We start from the raw sequence: 23,991 nt of genomic DNA, 5'->3' as shown, positions 1-23,991 counted from the left end.
CGGGACGAACAGCGACCATATTTGGACTAGACCAATCGTCTGTCAAGGTTCTTTACAGTGAACTGCCCGTGCCTATAGGGGAATGCGACCCGGGAAACCCCGGGCCGGTGGGCGCCGCTAGTGGTGGTGCTGGTGTTCGTGCGCCTGCTCGTCCTGGTCCGGTGAGGCGCCCATCATCCGCAGCATGGCCGGACCGTCGCTGCGCAGGAACCGTACGACCAGACTCGCGGCCAGCAGCAGGAACACGATGTTGAGCCAGGTCGTGTAGTTCCAGGTGATGCCGTCGTCGGGGATCTTGGCGTCGGCCTGGTCCGGGATGAGCCCCAGGCCCCCGAAGGCGAACTCGACGACGTAGCCCGCGACGGCCATCGCGGCGAAGAAGGTGACCAGCAGGAAGCCGGCCATCCGGGCGCCGTAGTACTTCCGGTAGATGTTGAGGATCGGCAGGATCAGCAAATCGGCGTAGAGAAAGGCGATCACCCCGCCGAAGCTGATGCCGCCCTTCCACAGCACCACCGCCAGAGGCACGTTGCCGATCGAGCACACGAAGGTCGCGATGGCCACCAGCGGTCCGACGAGCGGGCCGACCAGCTTCGCGGCGAGCGGGTGGTCGGCGAGGAAGAACGTGTGCCAGAAGCTGTCCGGCACCCAGGCGGCGATCGCGCCCGCGATCAGCAGTCCGGCCACCAGGTCGCGCAGGATCGCGGCCCACTCCATGACGAAGATGTGCGCGACGGACGTGAACCCGTCCCGGGAGAACAGCCGGCGGACGAAGCTCCCCTCGCCCCCGATCGACATGTCCATCGCCGCGTGCCCCTCCATGGAACCGGCCAGCCCGCGCTCCGCCTGCTCCCGCGCCCGGTCGAGCAGCCGCTGCCGCAGGAAGAGCCGGAACAGCACCGCGAGCACGACGATCATGACCGGTCCGCCGACGAACTCGGCGGCGGTGAACTGCCAGCCCATCAACAGGGCCAGGATCACGCCCAGTTCGACGACCAGGTTGGTCGAGGCGATCTCGAAGGCCATCGCGGCGGTGAAGTTCGCGCCCTTGCGGAACAGCGACCGGGCGAGCGCGACGGCCGCGTACGAACAGGAGGACGAGGCCGCGCCCAGCCCGGCGGACAGGGCGAGCGTGCGCGGCCGGTCGTCTCCCATGAGCCGTACGACCGTGGACCGGCGCACCACCGCCTGCACGACGGCGGAGAGCGTGAAGCCGAGGATCAGCGCCCAGGTGACTTCCCAGGTCATCGACCCGGCAATGGACAACGCGTGCCCGATCGCTTCCATGAACCTGTCCCTTCTTCGGTGTGAGACAGGCAGGACTATACCCCTAGGGGGTATCGCGTCCACAGAGGAAGCCGATCGCCGGGCACCTCAAGGAACTCGCCCACCTCCGGGACGGACCCGGCAGCGTCGGCGACGCGGCGCAGGGCATGCTGCGCGCCTCAGGGTGGCGAGCCGCCCCCGGGCGGAAGAGGGATCACGGATGACCGTGACGCCGGCTCCCGCCGGGGGCTGCCCGGACTCACCCGACGGGTTGGCGCACCACGGCGACGTCCCTGGGGGAGAGGACGGGGAAGCCGTCGTCTCCCGCGCTGCCGACGAGGAGTTCGCCGGACAGGCCGGTCAACGGGACCGTCCCGTCGGTGCGGTTGACCAGGAACAGGTAGCGGCTGTCGGCGTTCCGGCGCACGGTCAGCTCGACAACTCCCCTTGCCGCGTCCGGGAGTTCGCTGCCGACACCGGCGGGCGCGAGCAGCTCGGGAAGGAGACCGGTGAGGCCCTCGCGGCCCAGGCGGGTGGAGACGTACGCGGCCGAACCTCCGCCCACCGTACGGCGGGTGACGGCGGGGCGGCCGGTGTAGTCGCCGCTGCGGTAGTGGGCCAGCACCTCCACCTCGGGGTCGGTGACCGTGATCCGGTCGGTCCACAGGGAGCCGGTGGCGGTGCCGTCGAGGTCCAGCTCGACCGTGTCGCCGTCGAGCAGCGGGCCGAACTCCTCGATGCGGATGCCCAACAGGTCGCGCAGGGCGCCCGGGTAACCGCCGAGCCAGATGTGGTCGTTCTCGTCGACGACACCCGAGAAGTAGGTGGAGACGAGGTGGCCGCCCTGCTCGACGTAGCGCGTGAGTTCCTTGGAGAGGGCCGCCGGGATCATGTGCAGGACCGGTGTGATGACCACGTCGTAGCGGTCGAGGGCGGTCTGCGCCGTGACCAGGTCGGCGCGGACCCCGAGGTCGAGGAGGGCGGAGTACCAGTCCAGCCCTTCCTGGCGGTAGTCGAGGCGGTCGGTGGGGTGCGAGTCCTGCTCGCTCGCCCACCAGGACTCCCAGTCGAAGACGATGCCGACCCGGGCCGTCTCGCGCTCGGACCCGGCGACGGGGGCCAACGTGCGCAGGGTGCGGCCGAGTTCGGCCACCGTGCGGAAGACCTCGCTGTCGGCCCCGGCGTGCGGGACCATCGCGGAGTGGTACTTCTCGGCGCCGGCCGCGGACTGGCGCCACTGGAAGTAGCAGACGGCGTCGGCGCCGTGCGCGACGTGCAGCAGCGCGTCGCGGGCCAGGTCGCCGGGGCGCTTCGCGACGTTGACGGGCTGCCAGTTGACGGCGCTGGTGGAGTGCTCCATCAGGAACCACGGACGGCCGGCGGAGATGCCGCTGACGAGGTTCGCGGAGAAGGACAGCTCGTCGCGGTCCTGCGAACCGGGCGTGACGTAGTGGTCGTTGGAGACGAAGTCGATCTCGGCGGCCCAGTCGGCGTAGTTCATGCCCTTGGTGTTGCCCATCACCATGAAGTTGGTGGTGACCGGCACATTCGGGGTGATCTCGCGCAACAGGTCGCGCTCGGCGCGGAGATGGTCCTTGAGCGCGTCCGAGGAGAAACGCTTGAAGTCGAGCTGCTGGGTCGGGTTCGGGAAGGAGGCGGCCAGCCGGGGCGGCAGGATCTGCTCCCAGTCGCTGTACCGCTGGGACCAGAACGCCGTGCCCCAGGCCTGGTTGAGCGCGTCGACGGTGGAGTAGCGGGCGCGCAGCCAGTCACGGAAGGCGCGGGCCGCGTCGTCGGAGTAGTCGTAGACGTTGTGGCAGCCCAGCTCGTTGGAGACGTGCCAGGCGACCAGCGCGGGGTGGTCCGCGTAGCGTTCCGCCAACTTCCTTACCAGGCGCAGCGCGTGGTCGCGGAAGACGGGTGAGGTGGGACGCCAGTGCTGACGGCCGCCGGGCCACAGGGTCTCGCCGGAGGCGGTCACCGGGAGGATCTCCGGGTGCTCCGTGCTCAGCCACGGGGGCGGGGACGCGGTGGCCGTGGCCAGGTCGACGCCGATGCCGCCCGCGTGCAGCAGGTCCATGATCTCGTCGAGCCAGCCGAAGTCCCATTCGTCCCGGGCCGGTTGGATGCGGGCCCAGGAGAAGATCCCCACGGAGACGATGTTGACGCCGGCCTCGCGCATCAGCCGGATGTCCTCGTCCCACACCTCGCGCGGCCACTGCTCCGGGTTGTAGTCGGCGCCGTAGGCGAGGCGGGGGGTGGTGGGTGCACCGTCCGGCCCGTGCCGCAACTGGGACAGGAGGGTGGAGATCATGGTGGTCCTTCCGGTTACTGCACAGGCGGTACGAGATGCGTGCTGCGTGGTGGGTCCCGGGCGGCCGCCGCCGGGCGGACTGCTGCTCGGCGGCGGCTCCCGAGGAGGTGCCGGTTACTGCGGGCGGGTCACTTGTTGACCGTGAAGCCCTGCTCGTTGCCGTACTTGACGGAGGCGTCCTGCCAGCTCTTCAGACCCTGGGCCAGCGTCGTACCGGAGATGTACGCCTTGCCGACGGTGTCGTTGAAGATCGAGTTGGCGTACTGCTGGAAGGGCAGGTACGACCAGTCGGACGCGACCTCGGACGCGGACTGGGCGAAGATCTGGTTCGCCTTCTGTCCGCCGAAGTACGGGAACGTCTTGTTCTGGAACGCCGCGGACTGCTGCTCGGCCTTGGTGGCCGGGAAGGCGCCCTCGTCGACACGGGTCTGGATGCCGGCGCCGGCGTTGGCGTACTGGACGAACGCGTAGGCGAGTTCCTTGTTCTTGCCCAGGGTGGGCAGGGTCAGGGAGCTGCCGCCGTTCTCCGCGCTGGCCTTGCCGCCCGCGGTCCACTGCGGCATCGGGGCCGCGCGCCAGTCACCGGAGGCACCGGCGACACCGCTGACGAAGTTGGCGGGCATCCAGGCGCCGGTGGTCAGGGTGGCGATGGTGCCGTCACCGAGGCCCTTGTACCAGTCGTCGGTCCAGCCGTTGATCGGCGCGAGGAGCTTCTCGTCGATCAGCTTCTGCCAGGTCTCCGTGTACTTCTTGGCGCCCGCGTCCTCGAAGTTGACCGTCACCTTGGTGCCGTCGACCTTGTAGGGGCGCGAACCGGCCTGCCACAGCATGCTGGTGGTGAAGCCCGCGTCACCGGCGTCGTTGGCGATGTACGCCTTCGGGTCGGCCTTGTGCAGCTTGCGGGCCGCGACGACGTACTCGTCCCACGTGGTGGGGACGGCGATCTTGTACTTGTCGAAGACCTTCTTGTTGTAGAACATCGCCATCGGGCCCGAGTCCATGGGCAGGCCGTAGACCTTGTCGCCGTCGCTCACCGCGTTCCACGGACCGGCCGTGTACTTGGAGGCCAGCTTGTCGGCGCCGTAGGGCGTCAGGTTCGTCAGACCCTTGGTGAGGGAGTACTGGCTCAGCGCGAAGTACTCGACCTGGGCGACGTCCGGGACGCCCTTGCCGGCCGCGATCGCGTTCGACAGCGCGGTGTAGTGCTTGTCGCCGGACCGGTCGCTGACCAGGTTGATCTTGACCTTGGGGTACTTCTTCTGGAAGTCGGCGGCGACCGTCTTCAGCGTGGGCTCCCAGGCCCAGACCGTGACCGAGCCGCCCTTCTTGAGGGCCGCCTGGATGTCCGAGGCGGAGACGGCCTTCGAGCTGGAGCTGTCGTCACCGGAGCCGCCGCAGGCGGTCGCGCCCAGGGCGAGGACGGAGAGGAGAGCCATGCCGCGCAGCAGGCGGCCGGTAGTTCTGCGCATGGAGGTGCTTCCACTTCTTCGTGGGTGGGACTTCTTGAGGGTTGGGTTATTCCTTGACGCTTCCGGCGGCGAGACCGGACTGCCAGTACTTCTGCAGCAGCAGGAACGCGGCGATCAGCGGCACGATGGTGAGCAGCGAACCCGTGATCACCAGGTTGAAGATGACGTCACCACCGATCGTCTGGGCCTGGGAGTTCCAGGCGTCCAGGCCCAGGGTCAGGGGGTACCAGTCCGGGTTCTTGATCATGATCAGCGGAAGGAAGTAGTTGTTCCATGTCGCGACCGTGGTGAACAGCAGCACCGTCACGACACCGGGGGCGAGCAGCGGCAGGGACACCTGGAAGAAGGTGCGGATCTCGCCCGCGCCGTCGATCCGGGCGGCCTCCAGGAGCTCGACCGGGATGGCCTCGGTGGCGAACACCCACATCAGGTACAGGCCGAACGGCGAGACCAGGGAGGGGATGATCACCGCCCACGGGGTGTCCGTGAGCCCCATCTTGCTGAACATCAGGAACGTCGGCACCGCGAGGGCCGTACCCGGGACGGCGACCGCGCCGATGACCACGGCGAAGATGGCGCGCTTGCCCGGGAACGTGAACTTGGCCAGCGCGTAGCCGCCGAGGATCGACAGGAAGGTGGCGCCGCCGGCGCCGAGCACGACGTACAGCAGGGTGTTCAGCAGCCAGCGGACGAAGATGCCGTCGTGGTAGGTGAACGTGTCGTGGATGTTCTGCCAGAGCGCGAAGTGGTGGGCGAACCACAGGCCGTTGGAGTCCGCGAGCCCTGCCTGTGTCTTGGTCGCGTTGATGACCAGCCACAGCAGCGGCACCACGGTGTAGACCAGGATCAGTCCGGTCAGCACGGTCAGCAGCACACTGCGCTTGGGACGCCCGGGTGAGTGCTTCTTGCGCGGGGTGCGCAGCCGGGGCGCGCTCTTCGAGCCGCTGCCGGAGGCGGCCGACGCCGAGGGAGAGGCGGTGGTGACGGGGGTGCTCATGGCTCAGGCTCCCTTGCGCATGCCGCGGAGCTGCACGACGTAGGCGATGACCATGGTGATCAGCCCCATGATGATGGCGACCGCCGCGGAGTAGTTGTGCTGCTGTCCGTTGAAGGACAGTGAGTACGTGTAGAAGTTCGGCGTGTAGTCCGTGGTGATCGCGTTGCGCGCCAGCGGACGCAGGATGCTCGGCTCGTTGAAGAGCTGGAAGCTGCCGATGATCGAGAAGATCGTCGCGATGACCAGGGCGCCCCGGATCGCGGGGAGCTTGATGGCCGTGATGACCCGGAACTGCCCGGCGCCGTCGATCTCCGCCGCCTCGTACAGCGAGGTGGGGATGACCCGCAGCGCGGAGTAGAAGATCAGCATGTTGTAGCCGACGAACTCCCAGGTCACGATGTTGCCGATCGACGCCAGCACCAGGTGCGCGGAGAGCGGGTCGGGCAGCGTGACGTCGAACGCGCTGTTGATGTCACCCACCAGACCGAACTGGGTGCCGTACATGAAGCCCCACATCAGGGTGGCGACCACGGCGGGCACGGCGTACGGCAGGAAGATCGAGATCCGGAAGAAGTCCCGGCCGAAGAGCCGGCCGCTGTCCAGGGCGAGCGCCACGAACAGGGCGATGCCGAGCATGATCGGCACCTGGATCACCAGGAACAGCGAGACCCGCTCCAGCGAGGACCAGAACTGGTCGTCCTGGAAGGCCTGCTTGTAGTTGTCCAGGCCGACGAAGTGGTTGCCGCCGATGAGCTGGTCGCGGAAGAGGCTGAGATAGATCGAGTACGCGATCGGAGCCAGAAAGACGAAGGCGAAGACCACCGCGAAGGGTCCGATGAAACCCCACCCTGTCCAGGAACGGCGGTCCCGTTTCGCCGAGGGCCTGTCAGGAGGCCGAGTCGCGGCCGCAGGGGGCTGAAGCGTCGTCATGTAGTTCCTCGCTCGTCCATCTCGGAACCGGCGTCACACGCCGTCGCGATGTTGCGTAAACAGCACGGTCCACAACGGCCCCGGCCTGTTATGTTTACGTAAACATCTGATGGCGGCATGTCTACACTGCCCCAATGTCGGTGGTCAAGGGTCGTCTTGCGAAACACGACCGTGGCAATCGGATCGATACGTGAAGGGAGACGGGTGGACGCAGCGGACGGTGCCTCGGCGAGAAAAGACGGGGCACGCGCGCGTGGCGGGAAGCGCTCCGCGCGGCGCGCCCAGAGCGCCTCGATGGCGGATGTCGCACGCGTGGCGGGCGTGTCCTCGCAGACCGTCTCCCGTGTGTCGAACGGCTACGCGGGCGTCAACGAGGAGACCAGGCAGCAGGTCCTCGCCGCCATGAAGGAGCTGGGCTACCGGCCCAACAGCGCGGCCCGCGCATTGAAACGCGGTGAGTTCCGCACCATCGGCGTGATCACCTTCAACCTCTCCACCACGGGCAACATGCGCACCCTGGAGGCGATCGCCACCTCCGCCGCGCACGAGGGCTACGCCGTCACGCTGCTGCCGGTCGCCGTCCCCACCCAGGACGAGGTGCGCGGGGCGTTCTCGCGCCTGGGCGAACTCGCCGTCGACGCGGTCATCGCCATCATGGAGGTCCACCTGCTGGACGCGGCGACCATCTCCCTGCCGCCGCATGTCCAGGTCGTCGTCGCCGACTCCGACGCGGGCGACCGCTACAGCGTGGTCGACACCGACCAGAACGGCGGGGCCAGGGCCGCCGTACGCCATCTCCTCGACCTCGGCCATCGCACGGTCTGGCACCTGGCGGGACCCGAGGAGTCCTTCGCCGCACAGCGCCGCGCCGACGCCTGGAGCGCCGAACTCACCGACGCGGGACGGCCGGTGCCCCCGGTCGTGCGCGGCGACTGGTCAGCGGAGTCCGGCTACCGCGTGGGACTGGAACTCGCCCAACAGACGGACTGCACGGCCGTGTTCGCGGCCAACGACCAGATGGCACTGGGCCTGTTGCGTGCCCTGCACGAGCGCGGCCGGCGCATCCCGGAGGACGTCAGCGTCATCGGCTTCGACGACATCCCCGAGGCCGGTTCCTTCCTGCCGCCCCTGACCACCGTCCACCAGGACTTCGCCGAGGTCGGACGCCTGTGCGTGGAGGGTGTCCTGCGGCGGATGCGGCAGCGGAGCGAGGAACACGGCACCACGCTCGTGCCCACGAAACTCGTCATACGCGACAGCACGGCACCTCCCGTCGGATAAGCGGAAGGGCCCTCCCGCACGCGCGCGGAAGGGCCCTCTCAGCGAGGTGGCTCAGGCTCGGCCTCAGCGGGGTGGCTCAGGCTCGGCGGGGTTGGCTCAGGCCGTCGTCTCCGGGCGGCCGGGACGGGACCAGTGCGTGTGGAACGTGCCGGTGCGGTCGGTACGGCCGTAGGTGTGCGCGCCGAAGAAGTCGCGCTGGCCTTGGAGCAGGGCGGCCGGCAGCCGGTCGGCGCGCAGCGTGTCGTAGTGGGACAGGGCGGCGGAGAAGGCCGGGACCGGAATGCCGCGGCGCGCCGCCGAGGCGACGACCTCGCGCCAGGGGACCTGTGCGTCGCCGATCTCCGTCGCGAAGCTCTCCTCGCTCAGCAGGCTGACCAGCCCCGGGTCCGCCGTGTACGCGGCCCGGATGCGGTCGAGGAACGAGGCGCGGATGATGCAGCCGCCGCGCCAGATCCCGGCGACCGCCGCGAGGTCGATCGACCAGTCGAACTCGGCCGCCGCGTCCTGGATCATCTTCCAGCCCTGGTCGTAGGCGATGACCTTCGAGGCGTACAGCGCCTGCTCGACCTGCGCGGTGAACCGGTCGGCCTCGGTGCGGCTCAGCGGGGGAGTGGTGCCGCCGGGCAGCCCGCGGTAGGCCGCGCGCAGGGAGCCCTGGCTGGACGAGGCGCGGGCGAAGGTGGCCTGCGCGATCGCGGTGACCGGCGACCCCAGCTCCAGCGCGGTCTGCACGGTCCAGCGGCCGGTGCCCTTCTGCCCGGCCGCGTCGGTGACGATGTCGACGAACGCCTTGCCGGTCTCCGCGTCGGTGTGCGCGAGGACCTCGGCGGTGATCTCGATCAGATAGGAACCGAGCCGCCCCTCGTTCCAGCGCCGGAAGATCTCCGCGATCTCCGCCGGGGGGTAGCCGCCGACCTGGCGCAGCAGGTCGTACGCCTCGGCGATGAGCTGCATGTCGGCGTACTCGATGCCGTTGTGCACCATCTTGACGAAGTGCCCGGCGCCGTCGGTCCCGATGTGCGTGGAACAGGGCTCGCCGTCGACCTTCGCGCTCACGGACTCGAACATCGGGCCCAGCACGGCGTACGACTCCGCCGAACCGCCCGGCATGATCGACGGCCCGTTCAGCGCGCCCTCCTCGCCGCCGGAGACACCGGCGCCGACGAAGTGCAGGCCCTTGTCGCGCAGGGCGGCCTCGCGACGGCGGGTGTCGGCGAAGTGGGCATTCCCGCCGTCGATGATCATGTCGCCGGGCTCCATCAGCTCGGCGAACTCGTCGATCACGGCGTCGGTGGCGGGACCGGCCTGGACCATGATCATCAGGCGGCGGGGCTTCTCGAGCGCGGCCACGAACTCCCGCGCGGTCTCGGCCGGGACGAAGGCTCCCTCGTCGCCGTACTCCTTCATCAACTCATGGGTGCGGTGCGGCGATCGGTTGTGGACGGCGACCGTGTAGCCGTTGCGGGCGAAGTTGCGCGCGAGGTTGCGGCCCATCACGCCGAGGCCGGTGACGCCGATCTGGGCGGTTCCATCGGCGGCGGGGTCGTGCGGTGCGGATGCGTTCATGGGGTGCCTGTTCTCCGAGTCGGTGACGGGGCGGGTCGGCGCTGGGCGCCCATGACCGCAGGTACGTGTGTGATCACGAAATGACTCGACGTACGGGCCACGGATTCGTCATTCGTTCCGCCGGCCCCTCGCTGACCGGCACCACCGGGCCGGCCCCGTGGGCGGCCTACGTACAATGCGGCCTGACTATGGGTGACTCACTGGTTCGGTGTGCGACGTTCAACGTGCTGCACGGTCGGCCGATCGACCCGGACGGCCGTCCGACGGCCGCGCTCCCCGGCGATCCCTCGACCCCCCTCGCCGAGGCCGTCGCGTCCCTGGACGCCGACGTGGTGGCGCTCCAGGAGGTAGACCGGCTCCAGGAGCGGTCGGGCGGCGTCGACCAGGCGGCGGTCGCCGCCGAGGCGATGACCGCGCGGGACTGGCGTTACGCGACGGCACTGCACTGCCGTTCCGTACCGGGCCGGGGCTGGGTCCTCGACCCGGCCGAGCCCGGGATGCGGGTCTACGGCCCCGACGCCCGGCAGCCCCAAGTCCCGTCGCAGGGCGTCGCGTTGCTGTCCCGGCTCCCGGTCCGCGAGTGGCATGCGCTACGACTCCCGGCGGCGCCCATCGGCATGCCGCTGCGGGTGGCCGGACGGGCCGCCCCGGTGCTGGCCCGGGACCAGGCGCGGGCCGCGCTGGCCGCCGTAATAGAAGGACCGCACGGCCCGTTCACCGCCGTGGCCGTGCATCTCTCGTTCGTGCCGGGGTGGAACATCGGGCAACTGCGCACCGTGCGCCGCTGGATCGCCGGGCTGCCCCAACCCCAGCTGCTGATGGGCGACTTCAACCTCGTCGGCGCACTGCCCAGGTTCACGCTCAACGCGTCCGCGCGGCGCGGCTGGCGGGGCTCGGCGCGGCAGGCGACCTTCCCCTCGCACCGCCCGCTCGTCCAGCTCGACCACATCCTGCTGAACGGGCTCGGTGAGGACGCCGTAAGGGCCGCGCGGGTGCCCAGGACGGCGATCTCGGATCACCGGCCGCTGGTGGTGGAGCTGTCCCTGTGAGTCAGTTCCACAGGGGGTAGGTCACGACGTGCGCGAACTTGTCCGGCCGCGCCGCGGTGTACGTCAGGCTGATCTGACCGTACTGCTGCACCCGGGGGTGCCGCTTCCAGGTCTGCGGGGTGTCGAGACGGACGACGACCGGGTACGAGTGGAACGTGCCCGCCGCGCAGTAGGGGACGCAGTCGTTCACCATGTTGACGCCCGTGGCCGTCGCGGAGGTGTCGTTCCAGGACGTCCAGTGCAGCGACGTGAGGCGGCTGTTGCCGTCCCCGCACGCGAGCGTGAAGTCGGTGGGGCGCACCTCGGGGTGCCACAGGCAGTCGACGAGGACGGGGCCCTGGGACTGCCGGTGGGCGGCCACCGGTTCCGTGCGCACCGAAGCCGCGGCCGAGCTGCCGACGGCCGGCGCCAGCAGGGCGGCGGCACACAGCGTGACGACTCCGACCATGGTGTGTTTGTACATGTCCGCTCCCGGCCGCCTGTTCGTCCGCGTCGCCCCGTACTCGTACCGGCGGTGGACCCGCCTGTCGAGGCACACGATCTCGTCTCCCTGTTGACGCTACGACCGTGTCGGTGGTTCCACCACTCGTACGGACCAACGACACGCCCGGGTGAGAGTGGCGGGGCGGGTGCGGTCGGGGCCGGGAACACCCGGCCCCGGGCGGATCAGGCGGGCCGTACGGCGCCCCGGATGGCGGCCGGACCGGCGTAGAAGATCGACTCCTCGCGGATCGGCGTACCCGGGCTGGGCGCGTGGATCATCAGGCCGTTTCCGGTGTACAGGCCGACGTGGTCGACGCTGTCGTGGAAGAACAGCAGGTCACCGGGGCGGATGTCGGTGAGCGGGACGAGGGTGCCGGCGCTCGACTGTTCCTGGGCGGTGCGCGGAAGGTGGACGCCCGCGGCCTTCCAGGCGGCCTGGGTGAGGCTGGAGCAGTCGTACGCGTCCGGTCCCGCCGCGCCCCACAGGCAGGGCCTGCCGATCTGGGCGCGGGCGAAGGCGAGCGCGGTGGCGGTCTTGCTCTGGGTGCCCGCGTCCGGTGCGACGGGGACGGGCGCGGCGACCGTCGGGCTCATGGCCGGGGCCGCCGGGAGAATGATCTCCGGGGCCATGGCCGGCGCGGCTGCCGCGGTGACCTCGGGGGCGAGGAGCGGGGCCGCGGCGAAGGAGACCTCGGGGGTGAGGAGGGGCGCCGCGGCGAAGGACACCTCGGCGGCCGGCGGGATCGGCTGCCACTCCTGCTGCGGCGGTCGCCAGTCCTGCTGCGGCGCGGGGTGCGCGGACGGCTGCCCGGGTATCAGGGGCAACTGGGCGCTGGACCAGAGCTGTTGCTCGGGCATGGCGGGCATGGCGGGCATCTGACCGGTGGGCCAGGCCTGTTGCTCGGGCGCCATGGGTGTCTGACCGGTGGACCAGGGGGTCTCCGGGGCGGCCACGATGGGCGTCTGGCCGGTGGACCACGTCTGCTGCTCGGGGATCACGGGTGTCTGCCCGGTCGACCACGTCGGCTCCTGCGCGGCCACGACGGGCATCTGGCCGGTGGCCCACGGCTGTTGCTCGGGCACGACCGGGAACTGACCGGTGGATGTGGCCTGTTGCTGGGCCGCGACCGGTGTCTGCCCGGTGGACGCGGCTTGTTGCTGGGACACGACCGGCATCTCGCCGCTTGACCAGATCTGCTGCTGGGGCATGGCGGGCAGCTGGCCCGTGGACCAGGTCTGCTGCTCGGGCACCATCGGCATCTGACCGCTGGACCAGGGGGTCTCCGGGGCGGCCACGATCGGCGTCTGGCCGGTCGACCACGTCTGCTGCTCGGGGATCACCGCGGTCTGCCCGGTCGACCAAGTCGTCTCCGGAGTGGGCCAGTTGGACTCGGCCGGCGGCCAGGTGGCCCGCGCCGGGGCCGGTTCGGCGCGCGGTGCGGCGATGGACGGGAGCAGATCGAGGTCCGCGGTGAGCGGGTCGAAGGCCGGTGCCGGGGCGAATGCCGGGGTGAACTGCTGTGGCTGCGCGAAAGGCGCCGGTGCCATCTCGACGGCGGGCACGGGCGGCAGGTCGAGCACGGTCGGCTGCGGCTGCTGAGAAGCGCGCGGTGCCTGCGGCGCCTGCACCTGCGGCGCCCGCGCTTGCGGAGCCTGCGGCGCGGCGGGCAGCAGCTCGGCGACCGGTCGGGCGGTCAACTCCGCGACGGGTGCCCCGAGTTGCTGGCTGGTGATGTCCGGTACGGACGCCCCCGCGGTCAGCTCGGCGACGGCGAGGCCGGGCTGCGCTTCGAGCGCCCGCCCGCTGCCCTCGCCGTCGAGGCGCCGCTCGGAACGTGCCGCCGCCGGACCGGCCGAAGTCCTGCTGGGCGGCAGGACCGCCGGTACGGTCGGGCCGAGTTGGGCCCGCGCCCGGTCGAACAACCGCCGGGTGACGGCGTCGAGGGTGGGATCGGAAGGACGCGAAGCGCCGGACCGGGGTTCGACACGCTTGCGCGGGCCCCCGGACATCGCACGGGTGGCGTTGTAGTTCCCGGTGGCTGTCTCGGCCCTGTCATACAGGGAGTTGATCCGCCGCTGGACTTCATCACGGCTGGGTCGGTCGTCCACGGTGGGGCCACTGCCTCCGGTGCGCTTACTTCGTTCTGCCGGCATGGCAGACGTGCTCCTTCCGTAACGCGCCTACCGGGTTAGCTGTCGGGTTCGGGCGGTCGATCACGGAAGGTGTGCCCTACGACCCTTGCCCCGATGGGCAGTTGGGCCGATTCACCCCAAGTCGGTTGGGTCCCCGGCTCCGGCTGTCGCGAGCGACGCACCGGATTCGACGCGAGCCGCGCGGCCCGGCGCTGATCGCCGGTGTAGGTCGTACGGCCTGGGCGTCAACCTAGCCAACGTGTGTGCCTCGTGTGAAGGTTGAAGCGCGATATGTCCGATACGTATTTGTGACCTTTACCTCGTCCTGAGACTGGCGAGGGCGCTTGGGGGCCACCGTGCCGAGAGCTTCCTAAGAGATCGCTATGAATTTTTGGGACGGTTGAACACACTGGGCCTCGGCTCCGTATGGGTGCGAGGGATTTCCATGCCGGGACGAGCCGGGCCGACCGATACGCGTAGGAGCAACTTCCTTGGCACGCAACACGCGCAGACGCCCCACGGGCGCACGACGCGCGACGATGGCAGCAGTCGCCCTGATGCTGGGCGGCGGAGGACTGGTGGCGGCGAACGTCTACGCGTCGGCGTCCGAAGGCTGGGGCGGTGACACCACCCAGCAAGGGTCTCCCGATGCGGCATCGGGCGGCGCGACGATCGACTGCCCGGACATCGGGACCCAGTTGACGACCGTGCCCGACGCGGCGAAGACGGAGGTCGACAACCAACTCGCGCTTCTGGACCAGCAGATAACCGAGGCCTACCAGAAACTCAAGGACTCCACCGAGTCCATACGCCAGGACGCCTCCTTCGCCGACAACGCGATCATGAATCCGTTGAAGGAGAAGCGCGCCGCGACGATCGGCCGGATCAACGACGCCATCGCGCGCGTCGGCGACCGCCCGGAGGGACTCGACGCGCTCGCCGGCTGCACGCTGATCGCGCCCACGAACGGGTCCGACGGCCAGAGCGGCGACGGCAAGGGCAGCAGCGACGGCAGCGGCGACCCCACCGGCAGCGCCGGCGGCCAGGGCGGCCAGGACCAGCAGGGCAACCAGCAGTCCACGAACGGACCCGTCGCCTCGGACTACGCGGACATCACCTCCGTACAGCCCAACGTGAACGCCGCACAGGACCAGGCCGACGCCTCCCGCGGCACGTTCGTCACCGCCTGCGGGGTGAACGAGAACGGCCTGTTCAACTCCGACAACGTGATCGTCGCCCCCGGAGTGAGCAACGGCGCCCACCACTTCCACGACTACGTCGGCAACCAGTCCAACAACGCGTTCGCCAGCGACGACGACCTGGCGAAGGCGAACACGAGCTGCGAGAACCCGGGCGACAAGTCCACGTACTACTGGCCCGTGCTGCGGCTCCAGAACGGCAAGCAGGAGCGGGACGCCGACAAGCCCGGCGGCGGCACTGAGGGCAACTCCGGCCAGATCGTCACGGCGAAGGCGGCCACGCTGACGTTCGTGGGCAACCCGAAGAGCAAGGTCGTCGCGATGCCGCGCCTCCTGCGCATCATCACCGGCGACGCCAAGGCCTTCGTGAACGGCCCGGCCAACGCCAACGCCTCCTGGAGCTGCACCGGTTTCGAGGACCGGCAGCTCAAGGACAAGTACCCGCTGTGCCCGTCCGGCAGTGACGTGGTGCGCACCTTCAAGTTCCAGAGCTGCTGGGACGGCCGCAACATCGACAGCGCCAACCACCGCACCCACGTGGCCTTCGAGGCCGCCGACGGCACCTGCCCCGACGGCTTCGAGGCCATCCCGCAACTGGTCCAGCGGATCGTCTACGACGTGCAGGCGCCGAGCCTCCAGGACGGCGGGAAGACGACTCCGCTGTTCGCGGTGGACTCCTTCCCCGAGCAGCAGCACAAGCCCGTCACCGACCACGGCGACTTCATCAACGTCTTCGACGAGGGCCTGATGAAGGACATGGTCAACTGCATCAACAACGGCGAGAAGTGCGGCGCGGGGACGGACAACGACCCCGGCGGCTCGGGCGGCGGCTCCGGCTCGGGTGGCGGTTCGGGCAACGGCGGCGGCTCCGGCAACGGTGGCGGCTCCGGTAATGGCGGCGGCTCGGGTTCCGGTGAACCGCAGGAGTCCCCGACGGCCACCGACAGCGCCCAGCCGACGGCCGGCGCCACCGCGTCCGACGAGCCCACGGGGAACGGCGGCAACGGCGGGAACGCCGGCGGTGGTGACAACGGCGGCAACGCCGGAAACGGTGGCAACGGCGGAAAGGGCGACAACGGCGGCCAGGGCACCGTGGCCCCCGCCACCAGCGCGCCCGACGACCAGCCCACCGAGGTCCAGACCACGGACCCGGGATCGCTGACGACCGCCGTCTCGGTACCCAAGGCCGACACGAAGACCGAAGGCTCCAAGTCGACGCCGGCCCAGGGTGGTTCGGACGACAACGCCGGGTCCGGTGGTGAGGTCGGCACCGCGGAGACGACGCCGCCCGCCGCGAGTTCCGGCGGTGAGAGCTACGCCGCCGTGAGCCCGAACGAGCCGCAGGCGCAGGGCGGTCTCGCCGAGACCGGCGCCAACCTGTGGCCCGCCGCGGCCGGCGCGCTGCTGCTCGTCGCCGGGTTCGTGGTGCTCTACCGGAGCAAGCGCAGCTCCCGCTGACACCACGTACGGCTGTGATCAACTACGGCCCGGTCACCCTCACTTGGGTGGCCGGGCCGTAGTGCGTTCAACGCGTCGGGATCAGACGGCCGGTGCGGGGAACGTCGGGTACTCGACCCCGGTGACGTGCTGGACGACCCGGACGACCTGGCAGGAGTAGCCGAACTCGTTGTCATACCAGAGGTAGAGGATCGCGTTGTCGCCGTCGACCTTGGTGGCGCCCGCGTCGATGATCGAGGCGTGGCGCGAGCCCATGAAGTCGCTCGACACCGCGTCGGGGGCGGTGGTGAAGTCGATCTGCCGCTTCAGCGGGGACGTCAGCGAGACGTCACGCAGATAGTCGAGCACCTCGGCGCGGGTGGTCTCACGGCCCAGGCGCAGGCTGAGGATCGCGATCGAGACGTCCGGCACCGGCACCCGGATCGAGCTGCCGGTGATCGGCGCCTTGAGGTCGGGGAGCGCCTTGGCGACGGCGGAGGCGGCACCGGTCTCGGTGATCACCATGTTCAGCGGCGCGGAACGGCCGCGGCGGTCGGCCTTGTGGTAATTGTCCAGCAGGTTCTGGTCGTTGGTGAACGAGTGGACGGTCTCCACATGGCCGCGCAGCACACCGTACTCGTCGGCCATCGCCTTCAGCGGCGGCACGATCGCGTTGGTGGTGCAGGACGCGCAGGACAGGATCCGCTCGTCCGGCTTGATGGTGTCGTGGTTGACGCCGTGCACGATGTTCGGGACGTCGTCCTTGCCGGGCGCGGTCAGCACGACCTTGTCGATGCCGGGCCGCAGATGCTGCGAAAGTCCTTGCCGGTCACGCCACTTGCCGGTGTTGTCGATGAGGATGGCGTCCTTGATGCCGTACGCGGTGTAGTCGACCTCGGACGGATCGCCCGCGTAGATCACCTTGATCGCGTTGCCGTTGGCGACGATCGTGCTGTTCGCCTCGTCGACGGTGATCGTGCCCTGGAACTGGCCGTGGATCGAGTCGCGGCGCAGCAGCGAGGCGCGCTTGACGATGTCCTGGTCTCCACCCCGCCGTACGACGATGGCGCGCAGCCGCAGACCGTTGCCCGAGCCGGACTTCTCGATGAGCAGGCGGGCGACCAGACGGCCGATGCGGCCGAAGCCGTAGAGGACGACGTCGCGGCCCTCGCGGCGCTCGATCTTGTGGGCGCCCGTGGCGCCGGCGACGGCCTCGGCGGTGAACTCCTCGGCGGACAGGCCGCGATCGTCGGCCCGGTGGGTCGCGGCGAGCATGCCGATGTCGATCTGCGAGGGGCCCAGGTCGAGTGTGGTGAGCGTCCGCAGGTAGGGGAGGGTCTCGGTGACGGAGAGTTCCTCGCCGTCGATCTGGCGGGCGAACCGGTGGGTCTTGAGGATGCTGACCACCGACTTGTTGACCAGGGAGCGGCTGTGCAGCAGGACCGTGACGTCCCGCTCGCGGTGCAGCTTCCCGATCATCGGGATCATCGACTCCGCGATCTCCTCACGGGTCTTCCAGTTGGTGAACGAGTCCTCGTTGACAGGCACAGGTTTCTCTTTCGAGCTAGGCGGCGCTCATATGCTAACCCGCTGTTCATCTGCCCGTTCAGCAGGGGTGCCGCCCGGCCCGTAGAAGGGCCCGGAACGCCGTGAGGGCCCTGCCGACGCGCGTCGGCAGGGCCCTCACGGTTGTACTGGTGTCGCTGCTACACGTCCTGGGGCGCGCCGCTGCCCAGCAGGGCCGACGCGTTCTCGAACGGCGTCAGCGCCTGCACGGGCGCCGCCTCGGGCAGACCGTGGCAGGTGAAGCCGAGCCGGGTCATGGCCCGGACGACCTCGCCGCTGTTGAAGTCACGCGGGTCCTGCCGGGTGATGACCTGCCCCACCTGCTTGACGGGGTAGCGGCGCCGCCCGATGGTCACGGACTCACCCGTGATCAGCTCGGGCTTGATGCCCTTCATCGTCTCCAGGACACCCATCTTGGTGAGGTCGAAGGGATACCGGGCGATGACACAGCGCATGTTGCCTCACAGAGAGAAGGGGAATCGGGGGCCGAACGCGCGCCCGGAGGCGCCGAGTTGGTCCTCACGCCGCGGGGCCGAAGGACGACCGTCGCTGCCCCCGGCTGCTGCTTCCGCTGCCGCCGCCGCTGCGCCGAGCCGCACCACCGGCGGCGGACCGGCCCTCGCCGGCCGGACGGCCACGACGGCCCCGGGACGACGAGGAGGACGGGCGACGGGTGCGCTCGCGCTCCACGACCGGCGCGGTGATGACGACCGGGACACCGGACGGGGCCTGAGCGCCCGTGATCCGGGTCAGCTCCTCCTCGCCCGACCGCACGGAGGTGACCTCCGGGGTGATACCGGCCGCGACCATCAGACGGGTCATGTCACGGCGCTGGTCGGGGGTGACCAGCGTGACGACGCTGCCGGACTCGCCCGCACGGGCCGTACGGCCGCCGCGGTGCAGATAGTCCTTGGGGTCGGTGGGCGGGTCGACGTTGACGACCAGGTCGAGGTTGTCGACGTGGATGCCGCGCGCCGCGACGTTGGTCGCCACGAGCGCCGTCACATGCCCGTCCTTGAACTGGGCGAGCGTGCGGGTGCGCTGCGGCTGGGACTTGCCGCCGTGCAGACCGGCCGCGCGGACACCGCTGTTCAGCAGGTGCTTCACCAGCCGGTCCACCGCGTGCTTGGTGTCCAGGAACATGATGACCCGGCCCTCGCGCGCCGCGATCTCGGTGGTCGCCTTCTGCTTGTCCGTGCCGTGCACGTGCAGGACGTGGTGCTCCATCGTGGTGACCGCGCCCGCGGAGGGGTCGACGGAGTGGACGACGGGGTCGGTCAGGTAGCGGCGGACCAGAAGGTCCACGTTGCGGTCCAGGGTGGCCGAGAACAGCATCCGCTGGCCGCCCGCCTGCACCTGGTCGAGCAGCGCGGTGACCTGCGGCATGAAGCCCATGTCGGCCATCTGGTCGGCCTCGTCGAGGACGGTGATGGAGACGCTGTCCAGGCGGCAGTCGCCGCGCTCGATCAGGTCCTTGAGCCGTCCCGGCGTCGCGACCACGACCTCCGCGCCACCGCGCAGCGCCCCGGCCTGACGGCCGATGGACATACCGCCGACGACCGTGGTCATCCGCACGCTCACGGCGCGGGCGTACGGGGTCAGCGCGTCGGTGACCTGCTGGGCCAGCTCACGGGTCGGGACGAGGACGAGCGCGAGCGGCTGACGCGGCTCGGCGCGGCGGCCCGCCGTACGGGCCAGCATCGCCAGGCCGAACGCGAGGGTCTTGCCGGAGCCCGTACGGCCGCGGCCGAGCACGTCGCGGCCGGCGAGGGAGTTGGGGAGCGTCGTGGCCTGGATCGGGAACGGGACGGAGACGCCCTCGTGACCGAGCGCGGCCAACAGCTTGGCGGGCATGTCGAGTTCGGCGAAGGACTCCACGGCGGGCAGGCCGGGGGTGATCGTCTTCGGCGGCGCGAACTCGCCCTGGAGGGCGGCCGGTCGGCCTCCACCGCTCCTGGAGCGGCGCGGCGCGCCGGAACGGTTGCCGGACGGGGCCGCCGAGCGGTAGCCGCCGCTCTTTCCGGATTCCGGATTCCCATTGCGCTTTCGCGAGAAACGGTCATTCGTACGTGCGCGGTTCAAAATGTGGAACCTTCCTTGATATGGCACGTATCAAGGAATTCCCGCGGTGAATGAACGGCGCAGAGAATCGCAAGAACGAGCCGGTGGCTTCGGCGGAATATCGCCGACAGCATGGGAAATGCAGCGAGCTGGGGCCCGCACCCCAAGGTGCGGGCCCCAGCTGCGAAGTAAACGTCGTTGTTACGCAGGGGTGATGTTCTCGGCCGTCGGGCCCTTCTGGCCCTGCGCGATGTCGAAGGTCACCTTCTGACCCTCCTGCAGCTCGCGGAAGCCCTGGGCGGCGATGTTCGAGTAGTGGGCGAAGACGTCAGCGCCGCCACCGTCCTGCTCGATGAAGCCGAAACCCTTTTCCGAGTTGAACCACTTCACGGTGCCACTGGCCATTTTGTTCTCCTTCGGGGCGGTCACCGGTGCCCGCACTGTGCGGACTCCGTGTCGCCGTGATGATCACCCCGCCGGAAAGAACCGGACACACAAAAAAATGCTCCACCGTCCTGGAGGGCGGTGCAGGCACCTGAAGGGTTTGGCAACCACAACTGCAACTGAGATCAATAGTAGCACGGCGCGATCGGACGTGTGCGGTCGTTAATTTCATTTCTCATGTCGCCGACGTAGATATTAGGTTTCGTACGGGACGGCGCGAGCGTGTCGATCCAGTCCCGGACAGCCTTCGTCGCCGGTGCCGCGTCCCTCGTCAGCAGGCTCACATGCGAATCGGTGGGCCGCCGGCCCCGGCGCATCCGGGTGTACGCCCCCGGCGACAGCGGAGTCAGATCCTCCACCAACGTGTCGAACCTCTCTCCGGCCGCCCGCGCCTCACGACGGTCGCCGTCGGGCGGCGGTATAGGGCACGCTCTACGCCATGGTGATGTGCGAGTACTTCTCGGCCGTGAGTGACGAGGCCGCCGTAGGTGTCCTCGACGCACCGGGCGGGCCCGACCCCTCGGTGTTCGACGTGCTGCCCCTCAAGGACATCGACCCGGTGGTCGTGATGGCGCGACTCGAAGGCATCCTCACCGACTGCACCTACGACGAGGCACGCGCCCGCCCCCGCTCCGGGCAGCTCCTGTCGGACCCCGAGGCCGAGGCGGCCTTTGTCGTCAGCGTCTCCGACACACTCCGGGACGCCCTGGCCACGGCGTCCGATGAGCGGCTGGACCTGGCCGCAGGGCCGTTCGCCGCGGCGGAAGAACTGGGATTCACGCCCACCGAGACGTCGCAAACGCTCCACCGATTGTCCGGCCTGGCCAAGCGGGCCACAGCGCAGAACCGGCGGCTGTACTGCTGGTGGGCCCTGTAAGAACCCCAACTCGGCAGTCAGGAGCGGCTCTTGACCACCTCCGGCGACCCGTCGACCCCCGAGCCGCTCGGGCCGTCGTCACTGGCCTGGCGGTACTTCAGCGACTGGCGGGGCATGCTGATCGGCCTCTGGGCCGGTTCGATGCAGAACATGCACCCCGCCCTCGGCGCCGGGGTCGAGGAACACTCCCACTTCTTCGAGGAGCGCTGGGAACGGCTCCTGCGCTCGCTCTACCCGATCGCCGGAGTGATCTACGACGGCCCGGACGCGGCCCGCACCGCCCGCGAGGTGCGCGACTACCACGTCGGCATCAAGGGCGTCGACAGCAAGGGGCGGCGCTATCACGCCCTCGACCCGGACACCTTCTTCTGGGCGCACGCGACCTTCGTCATCGTGCCGGTGCTCGTCTGCCGGTACTTCGGCCGGCCGCTGACACAGGAACAGAAGGAGCAGTTCTACGCCGAGAGCCTTCAGTGGTACCAGCTCTACGGCGTCAGCGACCGGCCCGCTCCGGCCGACTGGGCTGGATTCACCGCGTACTTCGAGCGGATGTGCGCCGACACCCTGGAGGACAACCGGGCGGCACGCGCCGTGCTCGACATCCGCCGTATCAGCAGGCCACCTTTCCTGAAGTGGCTGCCGGACATGGTGTGGCGGGTGATCCGGGGTCCGCTGACCCGGCCCTTCGTGTGGCTCACCGTCGGGATGTATCCGCCCCCGGTGCGCGCCAGGTTGGGCTACCGCTGGTCACGGCGGAGCGCGGTCGGGCTGTGGCTGCTGGGCCGTAGCGTCGCACTCTGCTGGCACCTCGTGCCGTTCGAGCGGCGCTACCACCCGCGGGCCAGGGCCGGTTGGGAGCGGGCGCGCGGTGTCGTCGTAGGACCGGTCCACACGCCGAGGCGGAATCTGCCGCCTGAGGAGCGGCGGGGGGAGGGGAAGCACTACGCGCCGGATGTGTAGGGCGCGGTGGCGGCCGGGTCAGGTGAGGACGTCGGGTTCGGGCTCCCGCTTCTCTCAACTCAGCTGCTCGGCAAGGCCGACGATGATGCCCTCCGGGCCGCGGACGTAGCAGAGCAGGTAGATGTCCTCGAACCGGGCGATCTCACCGACGAGTTCGGCGCCGTGCGGGCGCAGGCGGGCGACGGTGTCCTTGATGTCGTCGACGGCGAACATGACGCGGTGTGTGCCCAGGATGTTGTGCGGCCGGTTGCGCTGTCCGTCGTCGATCACCTCGGGGCTGCGGTACTTCGCCAGCTCCAGCTTGCCGTGGCCGTCCGGGGTCCGCATCATCGCGATGTCGCAGTGGACGCCGTCGAGTCCGGTGCACTGGTCGGCGAAGGCGCCCTGGACCTCCCCCCTGCCCTCCAGTTCCATTCCGAGTTCCAGGAAGAACGCGATGGCGGCTTCCATGTCGTCGACGACGATGCCTACGTTGTCCATCCGCTGAATCGCCATGGCGGTTGCTCCTTCATCCCGTGAGTGTTCTCGCGCGGCCGGTGGTGGCCGCTGATGTCCCTGGGACGGAGCCGGCGGCACGTTCTCGACATTCTCGGGTGCCGGCACGCGATCCGCATCAGGAAACCTTCCGTGCCCGATGCGCCCTGATCCGTGCCTCCACCTGGGGGGAGACACGGATCAGGGCAGCGGATCAAGTCAGGGGCTCAGGGCGCTGGTTCAGGACTTCACGGGCTTGCCGCGCCCCCACGCCCACGCCAGCCGGTCCGCCCCGGACTGGTTGGTCGTGGCGAGCCACGGGCGGGCCGCGTCGCCGATGAGCTTCTGGATCGAGTACGTGTCGTCGGTGCGCAGGCCGGGCCAGTACACGGACCCCATGCCGAGCTCGCGGAACGTGTCGGTGTCGGCCTGGATGAAGTTGACCGAGTTGTCGGCGGGCGTCGGGACGTCGTAGTTCAGGCCCGTGGTCATCGGGGCGCCGAACTCGTCGGCCACCGTGCGGTTCGCGCAGGTGCCGAGGCGTTCCTTGAGGTCGCTCACCCACTGGTCGTAGGTCGCGTAGTCCTTCCAGAAGCCGTAGTGGTGGAGGGAGAGGTACGTGCCCTTCAGGCGCGGGTCGGCGCAGACCGTGGTGACATGGTCGTTGTAGCCGGCGCCGCTGACGAAGACGCGGTCGCGGGGCACCGAGCGGTAGGTGTCCAGCCACTTGGCGGCGAGGTCGGCCCACTCGGCGTCGGTGTAGCCGTGGGGCTCGTTCATCGGCTCGAAGTAGACGCGCTGGTTGTGCTGGTAGGCCTTGACGACGGTGTTCCACATGGGCCAGTACGTGGCGGGGTCGTCGATGAAGCCGTCCTTGTTGGCGCCCGTCCCCTCCCAGTAGGAGACGATGACCTTGAACCCCTGTGCCGTCGCCGCGTCGATCACTCCGCGGTACGACTTCCAGTAACTGCCGTTCACCGTGTACGGGTTGATGGGCAGCCGCACCGTGTTGGCGCCGAGGTTGGCGCGGAACGCCGCGATCACCCGGGTCGCCTTGGCGTACGTCTGCGCGTAGCTGTCGGAGAGCGACAGGCCGGACAGGACGACCGGGTCGTCGGCGTAGTTGTCGCGCGGGTCGGCCCAGTTGACGCCCTTGAACTGGGACGTGTTGGTGCTCGGCGCGGCGGAGGCGGGGCTGCCGGCCAGGGTGGCGCCGGTGACCGCGGCGATCGCGACGGCCACGAAGGTGGCTCGCAGGCGGGTTCTGGCGGGGTTGGTGCGCATCGACTTGCCCTTTCAGGAATGGCGACTCCGCGCATGGCGAGGCCTGCGCGCGGCTGAGCGGCCGTCGGAACAGCTACCGGGCGGGACGGATGACGTCGGCTCGTCGTCCCAAGTCCCGGTGGGCTTAGTGGTGTTGGGGGAGTACGGGCACGGTGAGCCCCTGCTCGCCGGGACCCTTTCGTCTCCCTTCCTCCACCGGCC

Annotated in this window: 19 protein-coding genes and 1 riboswitch; of the genes, 5 read left to right on the top strand and 14 right to left on the bottom strand. The window is 69.6% G+C overall.

The window, feature by feature from the left end; translation table 11 throughout:
• Window positions 1–117: 117 nt before the first annotated feature.
• The 5 genes from ACIRB1_RS15935 to ACIRB1_RS15915 all read right to left on the bottom strand — a co-directional run bounded on the left by ACIRB1_RS15935 (window position 118) and on the right by ACIRB1_RS15915 (window position 6,976).
• Window positions 118–1,287, bottom strand: coding sequence for a permease (locus ACIRB1_RS15935; protein ID WP_352181542.1), 1,170 nt, complete (start codon window positions 1,285–1,287; stop codon window positions 118–120).
• A 238-nt stretch (window positions 1,288–1,525) separates the two neighbouring features.
• Complete coding sequence (locus ACIRB1_RS15930) at window positions 1,526–3,580, bottom strand: beta-galactosidase (RefSeq protein WP_403465943.1); 2,055 nt, start codon at window positions 3,578–3,580, stop codon at window positions 1,526–1,528.
• 128 nt (window positions 3,581–3,708) lie between these two features.
• The gene (locus ACIRB1_RS15925; protein ID WP_352181544.1) at window positions 3,709–5,049 is read right to left on the bottom strand and encodes a sugar ABC transporter substrate-binding protein; all 1,341 of its coding nucleotides are present in this window, start codon (window positions 5,047–5,049) and stop codon (window positions 3,709–3,711) included.
• 46 nt (window positions 5,050–5,095) lie between these two features.
• Entirely contained in the window at window positions 5,096–6,046 is a 951-nt protein-coding gene (locus ACIRB1_RS15920; protein WP_403465942.1) for a carbohydrate ABC transporter permease, read from the bottom strand.
• Between the two features lie 3 nt (window positions 6,047–6,049).
• Complete coding sequence (locus ACIRB1_RS15915; RefSeq protein WP_401199383.1) at window positions 6,050–6,976, bottom strand: carbohydrate ABC transporter permease; 927 nt, start codon at window positions 6,974–6,976, stop codon at window positions 6,050–6,052.
• Between the two features lie 294 nt (window positions 6,977–7,270).
• On the opposite strand from ACIRB1_RS15915, the gene ACIRB1_RS15910 reads away from it, so the two are divergent.
• Window positions 7,271–8,257, top strand: a complete 987-nt coding sequence (locus ACIRB1_RS15910; RefSeq protein ID WP_403465941.1) for a LacI family DNA-binding transcriptional regulator — start codon at window positions 7,271–7,273, stop codon at window positions 8,255–8,257.
• Window positions 8,258–8,353: 96 nt separating this feature from the next.
• On the opposite strand, the gene gndA is transcribed toward ACIRB1_RS15910, so the two are convergent.
• A complete protein-coding gene (gndA, locus tag ACIRB1_RS15905) occupies window positions 8,354–9,823 on the bottom strand; it encodes an NADP-dependent phosphogluconate dehydrogenase (protein ID WP_352181548.1) in 1,470 nt (489 codons plus the stop codon).
• A 188-nt stretch (window positions 9,824–10,011) separates the two neighbouring features.
• Here gndA and ACIRB1_RS15900 point away from each other — a divergent pair, with 188 nt between their 5' ends.
• A complete protein-coding gene (locus tag ACIRB1_RS15900) occupies window positions 10,012–10,872 on the top strand; it encodes an endonuclease/exonuclease/phosphatase family protein (RefSeq protein WP_403465940.1) in 861 nt (286 codons plus the stop codon).
• Between the two features lies 1 nt (window position 10,873).
• Here ACIRB1_RS15900 and ACIRB1_RS15895 read toward each other — a convergent pair whose 3' ends face one another.
• Both ACIRB1_RS15895 and ACIRB1_RS15890 read right to left on the bottom strand, forming a co-directional pair.
• Complete coding sequence (locus ACIRB1_RS15895) at window positions 10,874–11,335, bottom strand: hypothetical protein (RefSeq protein ID WP_403465939.1); 462 nt, start codon at window positions 11,333–11,335, stop codon at window positions 10,874–10,876.
• Window positions 11,336–11,538: 203 nt separating this feature from the next.
• Entirely contained in the window at window positions 11,539–13,509 is a 1,971-nt protein-coding gene (locus tag ACIRB1_RS15890; protein WP_403465938.1) for an NlpC/P60 family protein, read from the bottom strand.
• Window positions 13,510–13,517: 8 nt separating this feature from the next.
• Window positions 13,518–13,691, bottom strand: a riboswitch (cyclic di-AMP (ydaO/yuaA leader).
• A gap of 336 nt (window positions 13,692–14,027) precedes the next feature.
• Here ACIRB1_RS15890 and ACIRB1_RS15885 point away from each other — a divergent pair.
• Window positions 14,028–16,145, top strand: a complete 2,118-nt coding sequence (locus ACIRB1_RS15885; RefSeq protein ID WP_403466213.1) for a DUF1996 domain-containing protein — start codon at window positions 14,028–14,030, stop codon at window positions 16,143–16,145.
• Between the two features lie 81 nt (window positions 16,146–16,226).
• Here ACIRB1_RS15885 and ACIRB1_RS15880 read toward each other — a convergent pair whose 3' ends face one another.
• The 4 genes from ACIRB1_RS15880 to ACIRB1_RS15865 form a co-directional block, all read right to left on the bottom strand.
• Window positions 16,227–17,672 carry a glyceraldehyde-3-phosphate dehydrogenase gene (locus ACIRB1_RS15880; protein ID WP_403465937.1) on the bottom strand — a complete coding sequence of 482 codons (1,446 nt, stop codon included), beginning with the start codon at window positions 17,670–17,672 and terminating at the stop codon, window positions 16,227–16,229.
• A gap of 158 nt (window positions 17,673–17,830) precedes the next feature.
• Complete coding sequence (locus ACIRB1_RS15875; protein WP_352181553.1) at window positions 17,831–18,145, bottom strand: SCO5918 family protein; 315 nt, start codon at window positions 18,143–18,145, stop codon at window positions 17,831–17,833.
• A 64-nt stretch (window positions 18,146–18,209) separates the two neighbouring features.
• A complete protein-coding gene (locus ACIRB1_RS15870) occupies window positions 18,210–19,772 on the bottom strand; it encodes a DEAD/DEAH box helicase (protein WP_403465936.1) in 1,563 nt (520 codons plus the stop codon).
• 180 nt (window positions 19,773–19,952) lie between these two features.
• Window positions 19,953–20,156 (bottom strand): cold-shock protein, encoded by a 204-nt coding sequence (locus tag ACIRB1_RS15865; RefSeq protein ID WP_352181555.1) that lies wholly within the window; start codon window positions 20,154–20,156, stop codon window positions 19,953–19,955.
• Between the two features lie 478 nt (window positions 20,157–20,634).
• Between ACIRB1_RS15865 and ACIRB1_RS15860 the strand changes: the two genes are divergently transcribed.
• The gene (locus tag ACIRB1_RS15860) at window positions 20,635–21,072 is read left to right on the top strand and encodes a hypothetical protein (RefSeq protein WP_352181556.1); all 438 of its coding nucleotides are present in this window, start codon (window positions 20,635–20,637) and stop codon (window positions 21,070–21,072) included.
• Window positions 21,073–21,102: 30 nt separating this feature from the next.
• A complete protein-coding gene (locus ACIRB1_RS15855; RefSeq protein WP_403465935.1) occupies window positions 21,103–22,032 on the top strand; it encodes an oxygenase MpaB family protein in 930 nt (309 codons plus the stop codon).
• Between the two features lie 54 nt (window positions 22,033–22,086).
• On the opposite strand, the gene ACIRB1_RS15850 is transcribed toward ACIRB1_RS15855, so the two are convergent.
• Complete coding sequence (locus ACIRB1_RS15850) at window positions 22,087–22,527, bottom strand: VOC family protein (RefSeq protein WP_352181558.1); 441 nt, start codon at window positions 22,525–22,527, stop codon at window positions 22,087–22,089.
• A gap of 219 nt (window positions 22,528–22,746) precedes the next feature.
• Window positions 22,747–23,790, bottom strand: a complete 1,044-nt coding sequence (locus ACIRB1_RS15845; RefSeq protein WP_352181559.1) for a cellulase family glycosylhydrolase — start codon at window positions 23,788–23,790, stop codon at window positions 22,747–22,749.
• Window positions 23,791–23,991 lie beyond the last annotated feature (201 nt).

It is taken from the genome of Streptomyces sp. NPDC096013, from assembly GCF_044763565.1.
Lineage (GTDB): Bacteria > Actinomycetota > Actinomycetes > Streptomycetales > Streptomycetaceae > Streptomyces.
Note: the sequence above shows the minus strand (reverse complement) of the source record. Positions and strands in the feature narration are given on the sequence as shown.